13 protein-coding genes and 1 riboswitch are annotated in these 23196 nt (G+C 40.3%); of the genes, 10 read left to right on the top strand and 3 right to left on the bottom strand.

Features of this window, described 5'->3' with window-relative positions; all coding sequences use genetic code 11:
- The first annotated feature begins 5 nt into the window (after positions 1–5).
- From ACYQ3L_RS16455 to ACYQ3L_RS16430, 6 genes are all read left to right on the top strand, one after another.
- On the top strand, positions 6–3089 hold the full coding sequence (locus ACYQ3L_RS16455; RefSeq protein WP_379995278.1) for a SusC/RagA family TonB-linked outer membrane protein: 3084 nt from the start codon (positions 6–8) through the stop codon (positions 3087–3089).
- An 11-nt stretch (positions 3090–3100) separates the two neighbouring features.
- The gene (locus ACYQ3L_RS16450; RefSeq protein WP_379995276.1) at positions 3101–5092 is read left to right on the top strand and encodes a RagB/SusD family nutrient uptake outer membrane protein; all 1992 of its coding nucleotides are present in this window, start codon (positions 3101–3103) and stop codon (positions 5090–5092) included.
- A gap of 15 nt (positions 5093–5107) precedes the next feature.
- Positions 5108–6019, top strand: coding sequence for a BT_3987 domain-containing protein (locus ACYQ3L_RS16445; protein WP_379995274.1), 912 nt, complete (start codon positions 5108–5110; stop codon positions 6017–6019).
- Positions 6020–6230: 211 nt separating this feature from the next.
- Positions 6231–7712 carry a family 43 glycosylhydrolase gene (locus ACYQ3L_RS16440; RefSeq protein WP_379995272.1) on the top strand — a complete coding sequence of 494 codons (1482 nt, stop codon included), beginning with the start codon at positions 6231–6233 and terminating at the stop codon, positions 7710–7712.
- 203 nt (positions 7713–7915) lie between these two features.
- Positions 7916–9364 carry a sedoheptulokinase gene (locus ACYQ3L_RS16435; RefSeq protein ID WP_379995270.1) on the top strand — a complete coding sequence of 483 codons (1449 nt, stop codon included), beginning with the start codon at positions 7916–7918 and terminating at the stop codon, positions 9362–9364.
- A 40-nt stretch (positions 9365–9404) separates the two neighbouring features.
- Positions 9405–10565 (top strand): MFS transporter, encoded by a 1161-nt coding sequence (locus tag ACYQ3L_RS16430; protein WP_379995268.1) that lies wholly within the window; start codon positions 9405–9407, stop codon positions 10563–10565.
- 157 nt (positions 10566–10722) lie between these two features.
- Here the strand turns inward: ACYQ3L_RS16430 and ACYQ3L_RS16425 are convergent, their stop codons facing one another.
- The 3 genes from ACYQ3L_RS16425 to ACYQ3L_RS16415 all read right to left on the bottom strand — a co-directional run bounded on the left by ACYQ3L_RS16425 (position 10723) and on the right by ACYQ3L_RS16415 (position 15171).
- Complete coding sequence (locus ACYQ3L_RS16425) at positions 10723–12789, bottom strand: glycoside hydrolase family protein (protein ID WP_379995266.1); 2067 nt, start codon at positions 12787–12789, stop codon at positions 10723–10725.
- Positions 12790–12932: 143 nt separating this feature from the next.
- Positions 12933–14183 carry a voltage-gated chloride channel family protein gene (locus ACYQ3L_RS16420; protein ID WP_379995308.1) on the bottom strand — a complete coding sequence of 417 codons (1251 nt, stop codon included), beginning with the start codon at positions 14181–14183 and terminating at the stop codon, positions 12933–12935.
- Between the two features lie 282 nt (positions 14184–14465).
- A riboswitch (Fluoride riboswitch) is annotated at positions 14466–14534 on the bottom strand.
- Positions 14535–14634: 100 nt separating this feature from the next.
- Positions 14635–15171, bottom strand: a complete 537-nt coding sequence (locus tag ACYQ3L_RS16415; protein ID WP_379995264.1) for an RNA polymerase sigma-70 factor — start codon at positions 15169–15171, stop codon at positions 14635–14637.
- Between the two features lie 281 nt (positions 15172–15452).
- On the opposite strand from ACYQ3L_RS16415, the gene ACYQ3L_RS16410 reads away from it, so the two are divergent.
- The 4 genes from ACYQ3L_RS16410 (at position 15453) to ACYQ3L_RS16395 (ending at position 23190) form a co-directional block, all read left to right on the top strand.
- The gene (locus tag ACYQ3L_RS16410) at positions 15453–16484 is read left to right on the top strand and encodes a FecR family protein (protein ID WP_379995262.1); all 1032 of its coding nucleotides are present in this window, start codon (positions 15453–15455) and stop codon (positions 16482–16484) included.
- A 263-nt stretch (positions 16485–16747) separates the two neighbouring features.
- Positions 16748–20122 carry a SusC/RagA family TonB-linked outer membrane protein gene (locus ACYQ3L_RS16405; RefSeq protein WP_379995260.1) on the top strand — a complete coding sequence of 1125 codons (3375 nt, stop codon included), beginning with the start codon at positions 16748–16750 and terminating at the stop codon, positions 20120–20122.
- Between the two features lie 21 nt (positions 20123–20143).
- Positions 20144–21808: a RagB/SusD family nutrient uptake outer membrane protein gene (locus ACYQ3L_RS16400; protein WP_379995258.1), complete on the top strand. Its 1665-nt coding sequence runs from the start codon at positions 20144–20146 to the stop codon at positions 21806–21808.
- A 20-nt stretch (positions 21809–21828) separates the two neighbouring features.
- The gene (locus tag ACYQ3L_RS16395; RefSeq protein ID WP_379995256.1) at positions 21829–23190 is read left to right on the top strand and encodes a DUF3863 domain-containing protein; all 1362 of its coding nucleotides are present in this window, start codon (positions 21829–21831) and stop codon (positions 23188–23190) included.
- Positions 23191–23196: the final 6 nt, after the last annotated feature.

Below are 23196 nucleotides of genomic sequence, written 5' to 3'. Positions count from 1 at the left end.
ATAATATGAAAAACACTTTTATAAAAAAAGCTTTACTATTGATAAGCATTCTGGCGTTTGCCGTTAATATGAATGCCCAACGAGAACTGACAGTTATGGGAAAAATAACTGACGAAAACAAAGAACCCCTGACAGGAGCAATAATTGTGGTTAAGAATCAACCGGGCTTGGGTACTTCTGCTGACGTTGATGGTAATTATAAAATTAAAGCCGGAACAAATGATGTCCTTGTTTTTTCATTCATGGGATTCGAAACTCAGGAAATCGCCATATCCGGGAAAAGTGAGATCAATGTGGTATTGAAAGAATCTACTACCACATTAGAGGAAGTTACCGTTGTGGGTTCCGGTGTCCAGCGAAAAGTAAGTGTAGTAGGTGCGATTACTTCAGTAGAGACTCCTTTGCTTAAAAATTCGGCATCAGCAAGTTTAAGTAACTCGCTTGCCGGAAATGTGGCAGGTATCATTGCTCAACAATTGAGTGGAGAGCCCGGACAAAGTTATTCAGAGTTCTGGATACGGGGTATCAGTACATTTGGGGCAAATGCTTCTGCTTTGGTATTGGTAGACGGGATAGAACGTAACTTTAATGAAGTAAACGTAGAAGATATCGAATCTTTTTCGGTACTGAAGGATGCTTCTGCCACAGCGATTTACGGAAATAGAGGCGCTAATGGGGTTGTAATAATAACAACTAAAAAAGGTACTGCAGGTAAGGTAAACATCAATGCGAAATTGGAATATGGTATCACTACCCCATCCCGCCTGCCTAAATATGTGGATGCTACCACTTATGCCAATATGGCCAACGAGGCAAGGTTGAGCAGAGGTGAAGAGCCGAAATATACACGTTCCGAAATAGCCATTATAGGTTATGGATTGGATAAAGACCTTTATCCGAATATGGACTGGCAGGATGAGCTATTAAACAGTACTACCACCAGTAGCCGTGCTATGCTAAATATCAGTGGAGGGGGAACTACCGCACGTTACTATATATCAGGAGCATATTACAACGAAGATGGCTTGTATAAAGCCGCCAAAATGAAAAACTATGATACAAACAGCAACTATAAACGATACAATTTCCGTTCCAATATAGATGTCAACATTACCTCATCTACTGTTATCGAGTTAGGGGTTTCTGGATGGATAGCAACTCAGAATAGTCCCGGAAATGAAAGTTCGGGCGAAATATACAATTCATTTGCAACTCTTACTCCTGTAACGGTACCCAAGTTGTATTCCAATGGATTATTCCCTACCTATGGAGCCGGCAATCAGACCAATCCGTATGTATTGTTAAACGAAAAGGGATATAAGCAAACGTGGAACAACAAAATAGAGACAAACCTGGCTTTGAGACAGGATTTGAGTTTCCTTACCAAAGGATTGAACTTTTATGCACGCTTTTCATACGATGCATATAACGAAAATCATGTATCAAGGCTAAAAAGCCCCACCCTTTATCGGGCAACACAGCGCGATGCCAAAGGTAATCTTGTACTAACAAAGATTCAAGACGAAAGTCCCCTTACCCAGAGTACAAGCTCGTGGGGTGACAGGCGTTATTACGGAGAAATGAATCTTAACTATGAAAACACATTTGGCGAAGATCACCGTGTGGGAGGCTTATTACTCTACTATCAGCAGGATTATGGACGTAACGATGCCGGAGAGGATGTCTTTAAAGCCGTGCCGCAAAGGAATGTAGCATTTTCGGGTAGAACGACTTACTCATATTTGGATCGTTATTTTTTCGAATTTAACTTTGGATACACAGGCTCCGAAAACTTTGAAAAAGGTAAACGTTTCGGCTTCTTTCCTGCGATTGCAGGAGGATGGCTGATTTCTAACGAGCCGCTTATCGCAAACAATCTCAAATGGCTCACTAAATTGAAAGCCAGATATTCGTACGGACAAGTAGGTAACGACAAGTTGAGTGGAGACACGCGATTCCCTTATATTACAATCGTAAACGGAACAGGAGGATATAGTTTTGGAGAGACAGGGCAGACTGGCATGAATGGTGTGCAGATATCTACCATTGGTACCCCTTACCTGACTTGGGAAACAGCAGTGAAACATAATATAGGTATAGATGCGGACTTTTTCAACAAACTATCTTTTTCTGTCGATTTCTTTAAGGACACCCGTCGAAATATTTTCAAGAAGCGTGAGCACATACCCGGTACAACAGGACTTACCGATAGCCAGGTGCCTTGGGCCAACGTAGGGAAAATGGAGAATAAAGGATTTGACGGAACGATGGCTTTCACCGATAAAATAGGAAAGGTTTCATATACCATACGCGGTAATGTAACATATACGAACACGAATGTATTGGAGTATGACGAACCGGCCAATGAACTGCCGTACAAAATGACTCAGGGCTACCGCTTGAACCAGACCAGAGGCTTGGAAGCGTTAGGTTTATTCAAAGATGAGAACGATATTATCAATAGTCCCACACATACATTTGGACCTGTAAAACCGGGAGATATCAAATATAAAGATGTGAACGGGGATGGCAAGATAGACGATGACGATATTGTTCCTATCGGATATACAACTACACCGGGCCTGATTTACGGGATGGGTCTTAGCCTTGAATGGAACGGATTCGATTTCAACGTATTGTTCCAAGGTGCAGGAAATAGCGACTTCTTTGTAGGCGGATCGGGAGTATATCCTTTCGCAGACGGTGAAGTGGGCAATATACTCAAAGTTGCTTCAAACCCGTATGACCGTTGGATATCGCGCGAAATATCGGGGACGGCCGATACCGAAAATCCAAACGCTGTTTTTCCCCGTCTTACCTACGGAAATAGCACCAACAATAATAGGGCATCTACATTCTGGTTACGTAATGCACGTTACCTGCGTCTGAAAAATCTTACTTTCGGATACACTATCCCCCAGAAAATATCCCGCAAACTATTGATGGATAATGCACGTATTTACTTCTTGGGCAATAATCTGTGTGTATGGGACGAATTCGGATGGTGGGATCCGGAGCAGGCTTCGGGGAATGGGGCTGTATATCCGATACAAAAGAATTTTACTATTGGTTTAACTGTTAACTTCTAAACTGAACAAACATGAAAAAAATATATATATTCCTATTGTCGGTCATATCTTTGGCAGGGCTCAATTCCTGCGACGATTATCTATCGATAGATAAGTATGTCAACGATATGTTAACAATAGACACCGTATTTTCGAAAAAGCATTATACCGAACAATGGTTGTGGAACACGTATAGCACGCTCAACGGCAAAGGAGCTGAAATAGCAAATAAAGGCACCACAGCATTTGCATTTGCCTCAGACGAATCCATTTTTGGCGATTGGGATGGAGGAAAAAGATGCCAGAAATATCAAAACTGCGAATATACAGCTTCTGACCAATTGAGCGAAGACCGTTGGTCGCATCTTTATCAGGGAATACGTAAGGCATCTATATTTATCCACAATGTAGACAAGTGTGGCGAACTATCCAATAGTGAAAGGGAAGACCTGAGAGCTCAAGCCCGTTTTCTACGCGCATACTTTTACTGGATGCTTATCAAACAGTATGGTCCGGTGCCCATTATGCCCGATGAGCCTCAGGATATAAGCCTGGAATATCAAGACCTCGCGGTGGCAAGAAATACGTATGACGAATGTATCGATTTTATTAATCAGGAGTTGATACAGTCCGCAAGGGTATTGCCACCTACCCGTAATGCGTCCCGATTGGGGCAGGCTACTCGTGGAGCAGCCCTTGCTACCAGAGCGAAAGTGTTGCTATATGCGGCAAGTCCTCTATATAATGGAAATATGGATTTGAGTTCCCTGACCGATGATGCAGGGCGGCAATTGATATCGCAGACATATAGCGAAGAAAAGTGGGCAAAGGCCGCTGCTGCCGCGAAAGAAGTGATAGATCTCGGAGTTTACGAGTTGCTGACAGTAAAGGCCGGTGAGGAGACCGTGCCTGTGCCTTCTACTGTGTCAACGGCGAATACTCCATACCCGAACGGAAGTGGCGGTATTGACCCGTATAAGTCATATATGCAGTGTTTTAATGGAGAAGTGACCGCATCAAAGAATCCTGAATTTATATTCACACGTCAGAGCTATACAAGCGACGATCTGAATGATATATCTAAACATGCCGCACCACGCCAAATGATAGGCTGGAATACAATAGCTACTACATTGAAGCAAGAGAAGGCGTACCTGATGTGCGACGGAAAACCGATAACGCATTCGAGTCCCGATTATCCTTATCAGACACAAGGATTTACGTTGTCCTTGTCAGAGTACCCGTATATAGGGAATAATGTTTCTCTGAGATACGCTAATCGCGAACCCCGATTATATGCATCTATTTCGTTCAACGGATCTATATGGGAAAACGGAAGTACAACAGAAACCCAGAAGATAGGACTGCAATATTTCTATTATAAAGATGATCCGAGCGGAAAAAGATTGTCGGAGCCGGACTTCTACCTTCGTACAGGTATAGGTGTGAAAAAATATTACCATCCGGAAGATTCATGGAATATAGGAGGTCAGGTAAAATACAAAGTAGAGCCTGCCATTCGTTATGCCGATGTACTGCTATGGTACGCTGAATCTCTGAATGAACTGACCTCGGGACAGGTTTACGAAATACCTTCATACTCGGAGCAGGGTAATATATCTGTTAAGCGTGAGACTGGTTCTATAGAATCGAGGCAGGGAATGCGTTATGGATTCAGCAGGGTGCGTTTTAGAGCAGGTTTGCCGGATCTGTCCGATGCCGATTATAGCAGCTACGAACAGTTTAAGAAAGAACTGAAACGCGAAAGGCAAGTAGAACTTTTCCTTGAATCTGCCCGTTATTTCGACTTGCGCAGATGGAAAGATGCGGCAGTAGAAGAAAACTTGCCGGTTATGGGATTGAATGTGGATATGAACAATAGCGATGCTCAAAAACAAAGATTCTACGATGAACGGCCATCCGATATGCCAAAAGTATTCCTGGAAAAAATGTATTTGTGGCCAATTCCAAAGTCTGAATTAACCAGAAATAAGAAATTAACTCAAAATCCCGGCTGGAAATAAAAAAGAAAGATCTATATGAAAAAGTTAAATATATTTTTAAGTATCTTGTTCGCAATATTGTCGACCGGATGTAACGAATTACCCGAAGAACTGTTCGAAAAATATGCAGTTATCATCCGCAGCGGTTACCATGAGTGGGCCATACCATTCAGCAACGAAAGCTCAGTTGCCACATCTATTAGTGTGGCTGTAAGCGGAACATCCGTAATCTCGGAAGATATGGATGTTGAAATAGCTGTGAATTCGGCATTGCTAGACGAATATAATTTCGAGAAATTCAGAAATGACGAAGCATCTTATTATACCTTGCTACCCGAAGATTGTTATTCTTTCGAATCGATGAAAACAACAATAAAAGCAGGAGATGAATACGCCCTTATTCCATTGAACCTGAATCTGAATAATATGGATAAGTACAAAAATTATGTTCTTCCTGTAGAAATTGTTTCTGTGTCGAAACATAGTATTGGCATCAACGGCTATAACCAATCATTGATTAATATTGTATTAGTAAACGATTATTCAGGAAGTTACACAATGGCTGTCGACCTTAGAAGCTCGGAAGGCAATATCTTTATCAATCAGGAACAAAGCTTGAGAATCGTTGATCTGAATTCATGTTACTTCCATGTTCCTTACCTGAACAAGGCAAGCGAAAAAGAAGACTATATCATTAATATGAAGGTAAATAGTGACAGTACGCTTGCGTTTTCTGCCAATAATGCCGATATAGAATTAACCTTTGCTACACCAAACAAGGAAAAGGATAATGAAATAAATATTGTACAGATTACCGAAACAGAAAAAAAGACAAAAACAATCAAGTTCTTTATAGATTATTCTTATATGGATAAAAGTAATACGGAAATAGCTCCGATAAGGAGAAATATAAAAGGGTATTTCCTGAGAGAAGTAAAGATGGAGTGATTTTTTACTTAGACTGAGATGTTGTCCTGAAAGTCGATTTTCACTCCCTGTCATTTTAGTTGTTAGTGAAGAATCCCATTAGTTAGATGCATTTTAGATGTCTCGCTATAGTCCGATATAACAAGACAGAGGAGAATGTCGCTTTTGGGAACAACATCTTTATATAAAAAATAGTTACTTTATAAATAAATTTTGTAAAAAATAAAATGCAATGAAACGAATCTTTTTCGCTGTATTAGTATGTATCCTCAGTCCTTCACTATTTTCGCAAGTAGCTAAAGACTATAATCCTGCCATTCAGCGGACAACACATTTTCAGTATTTCAAACCCGTTGAGTCTCATCTTTTTTCGGGCGATTGTATGCCTTTTTCCCATAATGGCACGCTTTATCTTTATTGGCTTCTGGACGAAGGAAATCATTCAGGGCTCAATGGCCTGGGCGGGCATCAGTGGGCATTGAGTACCACAACCGATCTGGTAAACTGGAAACATTATCCCGTAGCATTGGGTATAGACGAAGAATGGGAAAAATCCATCTGCACAGGCTCTGTTATTGCCGACGGCGATAAAACCTATGCGTTTTATTCTACCCGCGTGAAGGACGAAAAGGGTGTCCACGAACAATTGAGTTATGCTATGAGTACAGACGGGGGCTTCACTTTTAAAAAGCAGCAGCCGAACCCATTCTACTTTGCTCCCGAAGAGTGTGTAAGTCGCGATTTCAGAGATCCGCGTGCGTTTAAAGATAAAGACGGAGTGTTTCATCTCTTTATTTCGGGATATGAAAAGAATCCGAATCTTGGCGGAATGGGCGGATATTTGGTGCACCTGACATCTAAAGATCTGAAAAACTGGACAGAAACCGAATCCCCACTTAAAGGACAGTATGGAGTGCCGGAGTGCCCCGATTACTTTAAATGGAACGATTGGTATTATCTGTTGTATAGTATTCATGGCGATACATATTACGTGAAATCGAAAAATCCTTATGGCCCTTGGGAATATCCCCGTACCCAGCCGATGGTGGACAAATGGGCAAATGTGGCAAAAACTGCGGAACTTAACGGCCGTCGCATTGTCGCGTTTTACACAAATGTAAAAAAGAATAATCTGGATTCGGAAGGTCAGGTTTGGGGTGGCTGTATTGTGTTGCGCGAATTGTTCCAGCAAGAGGATGGAGCGCTGTCGGTCGGATATCTGCCCGAAGTAGCTCCGGCCATGTCGCCTGTTCCCACACCGGTTATCAGTGTTCCTGCTATTTCAGACAATAAGGGCTCATACCGGAACGGTGTATTGGAAATTAATGCCTCAAACGGTGTAGGCATAGCTTCGATGAAAGATCTGCCTCGTCAGTATCGTATAACGATGACGATAGAGCCGAAAGGAAACTACGATGAATTTGGTCTGTATATGCGTGCGACCGACAAGGATAAGAAAGGATATAAACTGACATTGAATCCAGGCAGACAAATTGTTTCTTTGTTCGAATCCAGGCTGGAAGGAGTAGATGGACTAAGGAACGAGGTCAAACTCAATGCTATTGTGATGGACGATATTATAGATGTTTATATCAACAATGAGCGTTGTATTATCAATCGTTTGGGGGAGCAGAAGGGCGAAAATCTGTTTTTCTCCGTCAAAAACGGGAGCATCGCCATAAAGGATATCAAAATCTATAAAATAATGCAATAAGATATAGAATAAACTATTCTTTTTCTTACTTCAGTGATACAGTTCCGCATAGGTTCTTTCCTGTATTATTGGGTGATAGCGAAACATCTATTTCTCGGGATAACTGAAGAAAAATTTATTTTGATTATGCTGAGTCATACAAAACAATTAATGTAATTGAATATTTTAATAACAAATAAGAATAACCATATAAACATCTCTTTATGCAAACAAAGCCATGTATTGTAGGTATTGATTTTGGGACTACTTCCCTTTCGGCAGTCATCGTAAATGTAAGGAATTTGACAATCGAAAAAGTATTCAGTTATAATACCCATGCTTATATAAGCTTTTCCGACGCGAACAGAAAAGAACAGTCGGTGGAGAAGCTTAGAGATTTATTCAATAAATTATTAGACAAAATTCAATCCTATCCTGATATAAAGATAATTGCTTATGGCTTTACTGGGCAAATGCATGGTATAATAGGCGTGAACAACAAGAAGGAAGCAGTAACTAATCTGGTTACATGGCAGGACAAAAGCGGTGAACTGGTAATGCCAGGCGGTAAAAAAATATTGGAAGAAATGAAAGGGTTTACAGGTGCTGACGAAAGTATAGCCAGCGGATATGGTGCCGTGACATTGTATAAATGGTTAAAGTATGACGGACGCGAGGATATAGATAGTTTTTGTACTGTTGCCGATTATTTTGCAAGACAATTGGCAGGGAGCAATGAAAATGAAGAAGTTAAGATGAGTCCGACTATGGCTCATAGTATAGGTTTGTTTGATGTATTCACAAATAGTTGGCGCGAAAGTTCTGTTCAAAAGTTAGAGATAGATAACTTGAGCTTTCCAAAAATAGTGTCAAACAATACCATTATCGGTTATACTAATAGCAAGCCGGATACCATTCCTGTAGTCTGTGCCATCGGCGACAATCAGGCCAGCTTTATGGGAAGTGTCGTCAACGACACAGAATCGATATTGCTGAATGTGGGTACGGGAACGCAGTTATCTTTCCTTATAGCCAAAGATGACCTTAATACATTTGCTAAATATATAGATGGGTATGAAACTCAGATACGTCCGTTCGACGATAAATCTTATCTCGTAGCCACAAGCTTTATCAATGGCGGTTCGGTTTATGAGTCCTTGTTCAGCTTCTTTAAAGAAACAGGAAAAAAACTTTTCGGGTTAACTGAAATAGACGACAATATGTTGTGGCAACGTATGTTGGAGGCTGGCAGAGACAACTGTACGAAAAAAATACCCCTTGAAGTATCACCATTACTCGAAGGACAACGGAAGAATGAAGGCGTGAAAGGCTGTATCTCTGATCTGACCACGGCAAATTTCACACCAGATGATTTTGTCGCGGGTTTTCTGAAAGGATTGTCAGTTCATTACAAAACAGGTTATTTTCCTGAGTTGGAGAGCCGGGTCCGTTATATATGCGGTAGCGGCAACGGGGTAAAACGCAATCCGTTACTTTGCGAGATGATAGAGAAAGAGTTCGGTCATCCGCTTTACTTTTCGTCTTACAACGAAGAAGCAGCAATGGGCGCAGTAGTAAATGCTGCTAAAGCTATTGGTGTTATTAAGTCGGAAGAAGAAAGCTGTTCTTTTCTTAATGGTTTGTCGGAAAAGAAATATAATACTGTGATGTAAAGTGCTATTGTATAACTAAAAATATAAATTAACCAACACTATGGATACAAACAAAAGCTTGTTTAAAATAATACCCGTGATGTTCGCGTTCTTCGTCATGGGATTTGTAGATTTGGTAGGTATTGCCACCAATCATGTAAAGTTAGATTTTCGACTATCTGATACAGTTTCGAGCTTCTTGCCGAGTATGGTCTTTTTATGGTTCTTTATTTTCTCTATCCCTACAGGATTGTTGATGAATAAAATAGGGCGCCGTAAGACGGTTCTTTTGAGCCTTATTGTTACTTTTCTTGCCATGATTGTGCCCCTTATCAGTTACAGTCTGCCAATTATGCTGGTGTCTTTTGCTCTGTTGGGTATAGGTAATACATTGATGCAGGTGTCCTTAAATCCATTGATAACTAATATAGTAAGTGGCCATCAATTGGCTAGTACACTCACTCTGGGGCAATTTTTCAAGGCTATAGCTTCATTTATTGCGCCAATCATCGCTTCATGGGCAGCTTTGGAGTATGGCAACTGGCGGCTTTTGTATCCTGTATTCGCAGGAATATCCATTATTGCTATCATTTATTTGTTTCTGACCCCTATCAAAGAAGACATGGCAGAAGGGAAAACGTCATCGTTCATAAAGTGCCTTTCTCTATTGGCAAATAAGGTCGTTGTTTTATTGTTTATAGGAATATTGGTACACGTGGGTATAGATGTGGGTGTGAACCTTACCGCCCCAAAGATTCTGATGGAGAGGTTGAATATGAATATTGAAGATGCCGGCTATGCCATAAGTCTCTATTTTGTATTTCGTACAATCGGTTGTTTTTCCGGAGCTTTTATTCTCTCATACCTGTCTGCCAAACGATTTTTCATTTTGAGTGTGGTAATTATGTTATTGGGGGTCTTAGTATTATTTTTTGCTGAAAACCAAATTGTTATCTATGTGTGTATAGCTCTTCTGGGAATCGGTAATTCAAATATTTTCCCCATGATTTTTTCTCAAGCCATGCATATGGTTCCGGATAAAAACAATGAAGTGTCGGGATTGATGATAATGGGTATTGCGGGTGGAGCTATATTTCCTGTATTTATGGGAGTGGCGTCTGATACCGTTGGCAGTCAGGCGGGTGCAATAGCAGTTATTACACTTTGTATTTTATATCTAGTCTTCCTTACAACTCAGATCAAAGGAAAAGATATGAATTAATATTTTAATATAGAAAAAAGCAGTACCTCTTTTCCATTAATGGAAAAGAGGTTTTTTATAGTTGACTTACACAATTCACTTCAACCTGCATTTTTACTGAGGTATAAAAAGAGGTATCCTGTTGCAGGATACCTCTTTCTTTACTGTTTTATTAGTTTTATTCTATCAGTTCAGCTATTTTTATATTCTTCACGTCTGCCCCTTCTGTGCGAAATCTCAGATTACTTACAGTCAGATCCGGACGATAAGATATCATTGTACGTTTTCCTGCAATTTCAGTATCAATCAACGCTCCACCGAATTTATTGGAGTTCTTTACCACCATACGTACAGTAAATGGCTTGTCGGTATCTATAAGTTTCTCTATTGCATAGTTGTGCGCGCCATGCGGAGCACCTCCTTCTCGCAGGCTTTTTTCTTTGCCGGAATAATTACTTAATGAACCATTTGCGTATTGTGCATACATACCGTCTAACCGTATCTGGAATTCACATGCGCCTTTATCTCCATTTTCCGGTAAAAGCAGTACAGACATTTTACCATTTTTAATGTCTGACGGATGAACATCGAATGTCAGCATAAACGGCTTTTCTCCGGTTGGTTGAACTATTTTGTCATTGTTGTCCAGATTTTTGGATTTTGTGGTCGCAGGAACGATTTCGTCCATCCATTTCGAACCTATCCTGCCGTCAGGAAGTTGTATCAATTCATATATATTAAGAGAGCCTCCCCAGTTGCGCATTTTTACCCATCCAGCCATAAGGAAGCGGCCATCTTTGATTTCACTGACTGCCGGAACTGAAAGTCCGTTGTAATAATCCACGCCTTGCTGAACTATGTCAACATAACTGTTTTCGGGATCGGTAGCGGGTTTTGACCACATCCAATTGAATCCACCTAATATATAATCAAATTTGTTCCAACGGAAATAGAATGTACAGTCGCCACCACGAGGGAAATCCGGGTCGATACAATGCCATCCACCGTCTATGTTTTCAGATTCCCATGTTCCTTTCGAACCGTAATTGGCTATCATACGCAGCGTGCCTTCAGGGTTGGTATATACGCTTGGGTTTTCGCAAGGGTGAAATAATATGTGAGTCTTTTTGAAGTTGGTGACTCCATCTTCACTGATGGAATAAGTAGAGCCGGCGGGGATTCCTGCTATGGTTTTGTAGTCGTGTGAGCCTGTTTTCCCATTCTTGTTCAGTTCGTCCCAAAGCATCGGCAATGTTGTTTTTTCTGAAGGGTAGATACGTGTTGTATGGAGCCCGTAGCTAATGCAGAGTTTGCCATTGAATACAAATGGAGTTCCTGTTCCGAGTGTTTCCCATTGCTCTTCGATAGGAGCTGCTGCTTCATGCTCAGTCCATGTTTTGAAGTCGGCGGTAGAGATATGCTCAAAGTAGTGTCCTCCGCGACCGAATTTGCTTCCATGCTCGCGGCGGTCGTATAGATAGAATATATGATAACGGCCATTATGATATAATGTAGCAACATCACCCACCCAGTTATTATGTCCTTCAGGAGTCCAATATTGTATATTTGTAGCTGTTTCCGCATTCTTTGACTCTACTCTTTTGGCAGGTATGTAAGGATAAAAGAATTCTGCGTTTTTCACATACTCCGTATTTATTTTCCAGTTACTTTTGCCCCTTACCACCGGATACCCTAACGGATAGTCATTGTCGAGCGCTTTGCCATCCACATACATTGTAAAGTGTGCATCGGTAAAATTGAGGACGATATCATGTTCTCCTTCGGGATTGTCGAGCATAGCGAGAGGAATACCTATTGTCATATCTTCTATCGGATTGTTCGCGGTAGGTAATTGTAGTTTTAAAATTGCCTCCAGAACAGGAACAGAACCGTCCGCCATTTTATAGGCAGGATAGTTTTGTCTCTTCCGGTCTTGTACATCATGTTGGCGAAGGCATACTCTTATCATTTCGGGGATGTTGAGAATCTCTTTTTCTCCTTCAATTTTTTTCAGATCAACTTTGAATTTGATTGTAAAACCTTTCATTGTATCGGCAGGTAGAGATAGCTCTGCTTCTGCACTTTGCATTGATAGAGTCCCGGAGGCAGGTTGTGTGCTCTCAAACGTCCATGAATTGGATAAAAGATTTACTTTCACAGGTGTTTTGCCGCCGATGCAACACGACGCCGTAATACTAATCACAGTAAAGACTAATACAACGTTAAGGGTTAGTTTTTTTCCCATTTTCGCGATTTTAGATTTTTATTTATAAAGTAATATTTTATACTTGCTTTTGTAAATAGGTATATGCAAATGTAATAATAATTTATCATATTGCGATCATAATGGAAAAATATATTTTACATTAATGTAAACTCTAGTGTTGTTTATTTTATGTGCGTACCTTTTATCCTTCCATATATAAGATGTTTCGGACTCCCCACTATCTGAGAAGTGTATATTCCGGTATGTCCCGAAAACAAATAAGATATTACACAAGCAATCCCTATATAAATACCGCTTTCCATCCCAAATAATTCGGTTCCCATAAAGGTACATGCAACAGGAGTATTTGTTGCTCCTGCAAATACAGCAACAAACCCCATTCCTGCTAATAAAGCTATAGGTAGAGGAATAATACAGGATAATGCACTTCCCAGTGTAGCACCGATGAAGAATAACGGGGTTACTTCTCCACCTTTAAATCCTACTCCTATGGTGAATGTCGTGAAAAGTATTTTTGCTAAAAAGTCATACCAATCCTGCTGTACAGAAAACGCCTCGATAATGGTTGGTAGACCGAGCCCGATATATTTCGTTGTGCCTAAGCCCCAAACGGCCAGAGCTATAATCGCTCCGCCTGCAAGCGGGCGGCACGGTGCATATTTAATCTTATCTTTCGCCAATTTGGCCCAGAAATGTACCGAGCGGGAAAAAAGCATAGCTGTAAGACCAAAGAGAATACTAACGGCTACTACAAGCATGATATTCGGAATGCTTAGTTCGGGAACAAAAGGAATACTATAATGAGTATGCGCCGCTCCCCATAAATGGCAGGTCAGGTGAGCAAAAACAGCCGCGAAAAAACTTGGCAATATAGCTTCATATCTCATTCTTCCTACAATAATCACTTCCAATGCAAAGACGGCCCCTGCCAATGGGGTTCCGAATACAGATGCAAATCCTGCACTGATACCGACTATGACCATTATTTTATGGTCGCGCTGCCTTAGTTTAAACAGACGGGAAAACTGATCGGCAATTGCTCCCCCCATTTGTACTGCAGTTCCTTCCCGCCCTGCAGAACCTCCAAAAAGATGCGTAATAACCGTCCCTATATAAATAAAAGGAGCCATCTTAAAGGGAATAATATCTTTGGGTGCATGTATTTCATCGATCAGATAATTATTCCCTTTTACGATATTACTACCCCAATAATGATACATCAATCCGATAAGCAGACCTGCAATTGGTAACAAAGCAATTACCCATCTATGTGATTCTCTGTAATTTGTTACTAAATCTAGTGAAAAAAGCAATAATGCCGATGCTGAACCAATCAATGCTCCTGCAATTAATGTTATAATTAACCATTTGAACAGGTAAAACAGAAGTGGAATCTGCTCCACTTTGATCATTAACCTTTTGTATGAATTTATCCGGTACATATTGTTACTTAATTATTCTTTTAATGTTTTTTTTGTTGCCGTCCCCGGCTTCTGACACTTCTATTTTTGAAATTTTCATGATTTAATTTTTTATTTAATTGATAGTATTGGTAAAATGATATAGGGATTCTGCATACAAAATCAATTGTATGTTTATTTACGAATTTATTAAGATGTGTCTTGTGGAAATAAAAAATCCGCTATCAAATGCTTATATATATAATTCCTACCCATACCTTGTTACAGATTAATTGATTGGTAGGAACTATTAGCTACTTGATTAGCGGTTTATAACAGGGAAGTTCCATTCCCTTTGGAATAACAGGACAAAATTAGGAAAAAACTTTTTATTAAATACTATAAAAAGATGTGTTTTGTGCTAATACCAGCGTCTAACGTTCTTCATATGTAATTAAGCGGGTTACTTAGCAATATAATTTTTCAATTTGGCACGGAGAATTTTTAAGGATTTTGTTATGCGATATTCTACCGTTTTTATAGATATTCCGAGGTTTACTGCGATTTCGGCATTTGTTTTTTCTCCAAACCTGCTCATTTCAAAAACTTCTTTATATCTTTCAGGCAATTCTTCTATTGTATTTTGTATTTCAACAGATAATTGATCTGTCATATAATAATCAGGGTCTTCAAACTGTTGTTTAAGCTTCTCATATAATATGGAATGTACCTTCCTCTTTTTTTCCTGATTCCGTATTGCATTGAGAGACCTGTTTTTTACGGACATGAACAAGTATGATTTTAGAGAGCTCTCTATTGAGAGATACTCCCTTTTTTCCCAAATGTAGACCATCAAATCCTGTACTAATTCTTCGGCATCTGTATCAGAGATAAATTGAGAAGCATATTCACAAAGAGGAGAATAATACTTCATAAACATTTTCTTATAGGCTTCCGGACTCCCTTCTTGGATTTCAGATAGAAGCAATTGCTCATTCATAGCGATTATTAAGTTAGTGGCAAAGATAATTTTTAATGAACAAAAGATACCTAAAAAGATAAAAAAATAATAGGAGTAAGGAATCAAGATATTTTAGAATAATAGTTCGGATACTTTATGTTTTTGCTTCTTGATAAAAATTTATATAAAAATAATCATGCAAAAGTTTAGGGTTATTTTACAGATATGTGTCGTATATATAAAGAGTACATTTGGACAAGCCTTATTTCTCAGATATTGAGATTGGGTAAGAACAGATTAACAAAGAAGATAAAGTATTGATGGAATCGGACAAGAGTTCAGACATTCATATTCCGGACGAAGGATTATTACTTAAATACATCATTGGAGATGTTACTGATAGTGAAGTGGTATCGGTCGAAAATTGGATTGGAGAAAATAAAGAGAATGAAACTGTATTAATTCATCTGGCCCAGATATACTATGCTCAAAAAACACAGCAACGACTTAAAGATCGTGATGTAGAATCTGCTTTCAGGCAGGTAGAAAACAGATTGAAGAAAAAAACAAGAATATTGTTCTTTAAAAAAATTGCTGTTGCCGCTTCATTGATAATCGGCTTATTCGGAATAGGGTCTTTTTTCTTACAAAAATCGGATTTGCAAGAAGCATTTACTCCGTCCATGATTACTGTACATTCAAATGATAATTCTCATACCCAACTGGTACTTCCCGATGGAACGAACGTTTACCTCAATTCAGGAAGTAGCCTGACCTATCCATCTCATTATATGGGAGATGAACGGAAAGTTACATTGTCAGGAGAAGCTTATTTCAAAGTAGTTCACAATGCCGATAAACCATTTATTGTAAGTACGTCGGATAAAAAATACCACATTAAAGTGCTGGGGACAGAATTTAATATGCAGGCATATGAAGAAGATGAAATAATACAAACTACTTTAGTGTCGGGCAGTGTGCTGATAGATATTGCCGGCAAAAATGCCGGAACTGTACTCTCTCCATCTCAAAAAGCAGTTTATTCACTTGTTTCAAATGAACTGAGTGTCGTTACAGCAAACACGGCGAGAGAAACCGATTGGCTATATAACCGACTGGTTTTTAAAAATACTCCAATGCCCGAAGTGCTGACCCGTTTGTCCCGTTTTTATAATATAGAGTTCGATGTTAGAAATAATATTATAAATACATATACATTCACCGGAACCTTCGAAGACAAACCGTTGTATCAGGTGCTGGATTATATGAGGATATCCTCGCGGATAGATTATAATATAACTTACCAGAAAGATAAAAAAGGAACTAAATCTGTCGTGGTATTAAGACGATAGAACGAAAGGAAAACAACTTAAATATATGTATTGAAAACCAACTAACCTTAAAAATTTAACAGCCTATGAAAAAATAACCGGAAGAAATCTAATAAAAAAACACGGAAACATGTTACCAGCATATCTCCGTGCTAAAAAACAAATTCGAAAAACAATTTATTTTTTACTTAAAGCATAACAAAAATATGAGAAAAATCCATCATCTCCAACAAACTTGGGGATATTGTAACCGTTTCCTCAAGTTACACAAAATTCCTCTTACTATGAAATTATCGTTGGCATTACTTATTTTGTCAATTAATGTATCTTTTGCAGCACATTCGTATGCTCAACAAGTAACATTATCACTTGACATCCAAAACAAGAAAGTAGTCGATGTTTTGGACGAAATCGAAAAGCAGTCGGAATTCCGCTTTTATTACAATAATAAACTGGTCGATGTAGACCGTACGGTATCTGTAAAAGTGAAAAAGAAGGCCGTGTTTTCTATTCTGGACGAATTGTTCTCAAATTACAATGTAGAATACAAAGTAATTGATAAAGATGTTATTCTTACTGAAAAAAACAGGGGAGAAGATAAGACCCGCGAAGCCTATCAGCAACAAATGAATATAACAGGCATAGTGACAGATGCAAACGGGGAAGTATTACCCGGAGTAAGTGTTGTCCTTAAAAATACTACATTAGGTACAATCACCGACACAGATGGCAAGTATTCCATAAATGTTCCCGACGGAAATGCTGTTCTGATTTATTCGATGATAGGTTTTCTGAAACATGAAGAGCCTGTGGCTAACAGAAGATCTATAAATATATCACTGAAAGAAGAAATCCGCGAAATGGATGAAGTAGTTGTGATTGGTTACGGTACTGTAAAAAGGGCCAATCTGGGAGGAGCTGTCGCAACAGCCGACTCTAAAGTATTCCAGTCCCGTCCTGTACAAAATGCCGCCTCTGCACTTCAGGGTGAGGTCCCGGGCCTTACTGTGATACGTACAAGCGGAGCCCCGGGTAGCAGTCCGGTTTTGCGTGTACGTGATATATCTTCAACCAATGGTGGTTCTCCGTTAATTTTAATTGATGGAGCAGAAGGTGACCTGAGTACGATAAATCCTGCCGATATTGAGAACATATCTGTTCTGAAAGACGGGACGGCAGCTATCTACGGGGCGCGTGCTGCCGATGGGGTGGTTCTGATTACCACGAAAGGAGCAAACAGGAATCAAAAGCTGAAAGTAACCCTTGATGCGTATTACTCGGTAAAGAAACCTGCACTATTGAAAAAGCCTGCAAATCTTTATCAGCATGCTGCTATGGCTCTCGAAATTACAGACGGTTCTTTCCCTATAGAATATACTCAGGACGAATTACAACTCATTCTTGAGGGCAGCGATAAAGTCATACCATCCGGAACCACATGGGGACGCTGGGGCAATGCATATCCGAAATTCTATAAAGACCAGAATTGGAATGAACATATTATAGGAAATGGCAATATTCAGAATTATAATATCAGCCTTTCCGGAGGGGGAGATAAATATACATATCTCATTTCCCTGGGTTACCAGAAAGAAGAGGGACTACCTAAATTCGGAATAGATTTGGACAAGCGTTATTTTGTGCGTGCAAAATCCAATATAGAAATAGTAAAAAACCTGAATTACGACCTTAATATATCCTATGAGGCCAGCGACAGGGATTATTCTTCCGGTATTAGCCAGGGACAGAATATATGGGAATTGATATACAAAACCCGCAGCTGGGCACCTGTATATAATCCGGCAGGAAACTTCTATACTTTCGAAGGTTTTGATAATCCGGCACAAGTATTGGAAGATGGAGGAGAGTCTCGGCGAACAACCGGAAATTTTACTTTCAACAACCAATTGCGCTGGCAGGTCATAGACGGGCTAAACCTTATAGGCCGGGCTATAGTTCGCAAGAGCGATGCCGATGAGTATATAGTCCAGAAGATGCTTTACAGCTACAATTGGGAAAATGTAAATCATAGGACAGCAAGAAAACCCAATAGCGCCGAGCGTAATTATGCCAAAACGCTGTCTAAAAACTTTACGTTATATGGAGAGTACAAAAAGATATTTGCTGAAAAACATGATATAGGTATAATGTTCGGAGGGTCTCATGAATCCGCCGACTATGACAAATTCTGGGCAAAGCGTATCAATTTCGATCAGCAGGAACAGATGCCTGTCAGCATGGGGAGCCCCGAAGACCAGGATGCAGCCAGTGATGGTAACGCATGGACCATCAACTCTTTCTTCTCGAGGCTTAATTATGGATTCGCCAATAAGTATTTTATCGAAGGTACATTACGCGGCGACGGTTGTTCCCGGTTTGCCCCGGGTGAACGTTGGGGATATTTCCCGGGCGTAAATGCAACATGGCGTATAGGCGAGGAATCATTTATAAAGCCACTGAATATCTTCGACGATCTCAAATTCAGGGCTTCCTATGGAGAAATGGGAAATCAGTCTAATATAGGCCCTTATGATTTCATTGAACTAATTAATATCAGCAGAAATTATTATCCGTTCGGCAATGGAGCAAAAGGTCAGATGGCGAATCAGTCGAACCTGGTTTCTACTTCCCGTACATGGGAGACTATCAGGTCTGTAAACGTCGGTACAGATTTCAGCTTCCTGAATAACAGATTATACGGGTCTTTCGACTACTTCTGGAAAACCAATGAGAATATGTTGATTTCCATTACTTATCCTTCCATTTTGGGGATTGCAGCTCCTTCAACGAACAGTGGAGAACTGAAAATCCACGGTTGGGAAATCATATTAGGATGGAGAGACCAGATCGGTGATTTCAAATATTCGGTAAGAGCGAGTTTAAGTGATGCTCAGAATGAAATAGCCAAAAGAATCGGGAATTCTATAATAGGATACGGGAATAACAGGACACCTGTCGGCTATCCGATGGATTCATATTTCGGATATGTATTTGATGGTATTATCCAAAATGAACAGGAACTCGCCGAATACAAGTCCCGTTTCCCTAATAGCGGAACCGTACAGGATAAGAGGATACAAGTAGGGGATGCCAAGTACAAAGACTTGAACGGCGATGGTAACCTGACTGAATATGCCGACGGGGATGGCGACCTTGTTTATTTAGGGAACACTAATCCGCGGTACAACTTCGGATTCAATCTCAATGCTGAATATAAAGGATTCGACTTAGGTGCATTCTTCCAGGGAGTAGGCAAACGCACGATGTTCCTCGAAGGAGATGCCAGTAAACCTTTTAATGCACCATGGTATCAGTCGGCAGAATACTGGTATGGAAAAACATGGACGCCTGAAAGAACCGATGCCAAGTATCCGGCTATATCAAACGATGGTACCAGAAAAAATTATAACTATTATATCTCTACCAACACCAAACATAATGTAGGGTATATCAGGTTGAAGAACTTGCAGGTCGGCTATACTATCCCTAAAAAGTATACACTGAAAGCGAAACTGGAGAAAGTCAGGGTATACTTCAGCGGGGAAGACCTCTTTGAAATACACAATGCGCCCGGCGGATGGGACCCTGAAGACGGAGGCAGTTTTGTGAGTTATCCGTTTGCCCGTAATTACTCGTTAGGTGTTAATATTGTTTTCTAAATTTCGCTAAAGTAAATAATCATGAAAAAATATATATCAATAATTTCTGCGCTCATTGCTATTTTAATGGTAATGTCAGGTTGCCAGGATATGGATTTGCTTCCGAAAGAAAACCTAAGCGATCCTCAGTTTTGGAAAACCCCGGCCGATTATAAGAAAGCGGCAAATCTCTTGTATGACAGGATGGAAAGTTTTAATACAAGCGATAGTGAAAGTGATATTGCTTACGGCGAAGGAGCAAATAGTGTAAGTAATGGGACATATATAGCAAATCCTTCGGATGGGAATTGGAATGACCGGTTTACTGATGTCCGTAATTGTAATAAAATTATAGAGAAAAGTGAAGTCTACGAAGGCGATCCTTCCGAAATAGAACGCTATGTCGCCGAAGCCCGTTTCTTCAGGGCTTATACCTACTGGCGTTTGATGAAGAGATTCGCTGACGTGCCTGTCATTACTAAAACATTAAATGTGGATTCCCCTGAATTATTTGCTCATAGGGATTCTCAGGCCAAAGTAGAAGATTTTATACTTTCGGAACTGGAAGCAATCTATACAAAATTGCCAAAACAGAGTGAGCTGGCAGCCGATGATAGGGGCCGTATCACTCAGGGTGCGGTATTAGCACTGAAAGCAAGAGTGGCATTGTTTGCCGGCACTTGGGCTAAATACCATAATCACCGGACCGACTATAAGGATGTACTGGAACAGGCTATCGTTGCTGCCGAAAAGGTAAGGACAAGTGGTGAATATTCCCTGTACGAAGGCTCAGGAGCCGAAAGCTACCGTTACCTGTTTATCGAAGAAGGGGACGATGCCCCCGAAGCGATTCTTTCCAACCGTTACTTTAAGGATATACGTATGCATTCGCAGGCGCACGGAGTATATTGGGGACAGAGAGGTACTCCGACAAAAAAGCTGGCTGAGATGTATCTGTGCAAAAGTACGGGCTTGCCTATAGATGATCCAAATTCCGGATTCGAAGGATATAGCAGAATGGCAGATGAATTTAAGAATCGCGACCCGCGTATGACTCAGACATTCCTGACACCTGGGACAACATTCCTGAGCCCGCAGGATGGCCAGTTGGTCAGTGCTCCGGGTTTTGAGACCCGTCCTAATACCAAGACAGGATATAAGCTTTGGAAGTTTATGGGAGAAGAAAGAACCGGGGTAAACGATTCATACTATGATTATCATATCATCCGTTACGCGGAAGTATTACTTATCCTGGCAGAAGCCACATTCGAAAAAGATGATAAAATCAGCAATGAAGTCCTGAATAATACAATTAATGTAGTCCGCTCGCGAAAGGGAGTAGAGATGCCTGCCCTTACAAACGAATTTGTACAGGCAAACGGGCTGAACATGCAGACCGAGATACGGAGGGAACGTACTATAGAACTTGCATTCGAAGGGTTCAGACGTGATGACCTCAGACGTTGGAAAACTGCAGAAGCTGAATTGGTCGGAGCTTTGAAAGGCTTCAGGTATAAAGATAGTGAGTATGCAGAATTGAAAGTGCTGGATGATGAAAGTGCAAAAAAACTGGATGAGAATGGTTTCTATATTGTAGAGCCTGAGACAAACCGTAAGTTTGTGGCACCTAAAAATTATTATTATTCTCTACCTTTGGATGAAACAAAGCTCAATCCGAATTTATTGCCCAATAATCCAGGCTGGTAAAATATATTAACGGTTATAAGATGATAAAGAAAAACTTATTAATTCTATTAACCTTCACTTTTGTTTGGTGTGGCTCTCTATCTTCCCTGAAAGGACAGGGTAGGGGGGAGCCTGCACCGGCAGGGCTGATGGGAAACCGGTTTCTCACCCTGAATACTATAATCCGTGTAAATCAGATTGAGGTAAGCAGGGACAGAAACGAAGGTATGGACGAACGTTCGGAGCATACTCCCGAACGCGTAATTGCATTTAGGGAAGCTGTATCATCAGAGTTTCCGGGTGCAAGAATAACATGGGCATTCAGTTGGCTGGCATTACATGACCAAACCGAAAATTATAAGAAGATTCGTGAACTGGTAGTCGGGTATCACCATAAGTATGGTGACGATATTACATTCATACCGGGTGCATACTTTGCCAATGCTTATAACACACGCGAACAGGTAAATAAAGATTTGCACGATGGACTGGCTAAGGTGAGCGAAATAGTCGGGAACGGATTCCGCCCCAAGAGTGTTGTTGCCGGCTTTCTGGCTGCCGAAAATCAGCAATATTTAGCTGAAAAAGAGGGAATCCATGTATGCCAGGGCAATATATGGAGCCAATTCTCTATCGATAATCAGGATGGCGACGGGGCAGTTTCTTATCCTTTCTATCCATCGAAGGAACATTTTTGTAAGCCCGCTCAAGGCAAAGATGACTTTATTGACTGTGTGAATCTGGACGGATGGACAATGGACTTCCTCTCGGCTCGTAGAGATGGTTTTGCCGATGGTTTCAACAGCCGTATGGGTGTAGGCCCTATCGAAACCTTAATGGCTTATGGGAAATTGACAGGACTGACACAGATGCTATATACTACCGCTATGCACTATGACAGGGGTTTTGAGCTCAACGGCTTTGCATGGGTAACTAATTGCTGGGAGTTGTCCCTTCCAATAGATATTTCAGGACTGAAAGACTGGTTGAATGAGATAAAACGAAACTGGCCAGATGTTAAGTTCATCACTCAGGGCGAATTCGGCTTATTATGGAGAGATCATTACAAAGATAATTCTTTCAATTACCGTTTCGAGCTGAAAGGCTCAGGTATCGGAGGCTCTGATTCTAATCTGAAAATCAGATGGTTTATGAACAAGGATTTCCGTCTGGCACTGATTAAAGATTGGCAGAAGAACAGACGGGAAAATGTAATTGATTTTACCAACTATAACCTCAAGGCAGAAGAACCTAAGGATATGACCAGAAAATGGAGCCTGATGGGAGAAATCAATCAAAAACAGAGCCGTTCGCAAGATAAACCGAAGGTAATTAATAAAATATCTCCGGATGGACTTGCGTTAATTAAGAAATATTACCCATATTTGTTGACTGACAAATAGTAATAC

The organism is Dysgonomonas termitidis (assembly GCF_054657735.1).
The sequence above is the reverse complement of the archived record's forward strand: the minus strand, read 5'-3'. Positions and strand labels throughout refer to the sequence as shown.

Coding starts and splice junctions, on each gene's coding strand:
- ACYQ3L_RS16455 (WP_379995278.1), top strand. CDS start 6: ATGAAAAACACTTTTATAAAAAAAGCTTTACTATTGATAAGCATTCTG.
- ACYQ3L_RS16400 (WP_379995258.1), top strand. CDS start 20,144: ATGAAAAAATATATATCAATAATTTCTGCGCTCATTGCTATTTTAATG.
- ACYQ3L_RS16435 (WP_379995270.1), top strand. CDS start 7,916: ATGCAAACAAAGCCATGTATTGTAGGTATTGATTTTGGGACTACTTCC.
- ACYQ3L_RS16415 (WP_379995264.1), bottom strand. CDS start 15,171: ATGAATGAGCAATTGCTTCTATCTGAAATCCAAGAAGGGAGTCCGGAA.
- ACYQ3L_RS16440 (WP_379995272.1), top strand. CDS start 6,231: ATGAAACGAATCTTTTTCGCTGTATTAGTATGTATCCTCAGTCCTTCA.
- ACYQ3L_RS16405 (WP_379995260.1), top strand. CDS start 16,748: ATGAAATTATCGTTGGCATTACTTATTTTGTCAATTAATGTATCTTTT.
- ACYQ3L_RS16395 (WP_379995256.1), top strand. CDS start 21,829: ATGATAAAGAAAAACTTATTAATTCTATTAACCTTCACTTTTGTTTGG.
- ACYQ3L_RS16430 (WP_379995268.1), top strand. CDS start 9,405: ATGGATACAAACAAAAGCTTGTTTAAAATAATACCCGTGATGTTCGCG.
- ACYQ3L_RS16420 (WP_379995308.1), bottom strand. CDS start 14,183: ATGATCAAAGTGGAGCAGATTCCACTTCTGTTTTACCTGTTCAAATGG.
- ACYQ3L_RS16450 (WP_379995276.1), top strand. CDS start 3,101: ATGAAAAAAATATATATATTCCTATTGTCGGTCATATCTTTGGCAGGG.
- ACYQ3L_RS16410 (WP_379995262.1), top strand. CDS start 15,453: ATGGAATCGGACAAGAGTTCAGACATTCATATTCCGGACGAAGGATTA.
- ACYQ3L_RS16425 (WP_379995266.1), bottom strand. CDS start 12,789: ATGGGAAAAAAACTAACCCTTAACGTTGTATTAGTCTTTACTGTGATT.
- ACYQ3L_RS16445 (WP_379995274.1), top strand. CDS start 5,108: ATGAAAAAGTTAAATATATTTTTAAGTATCTTGTTCGCAATATTGTCG.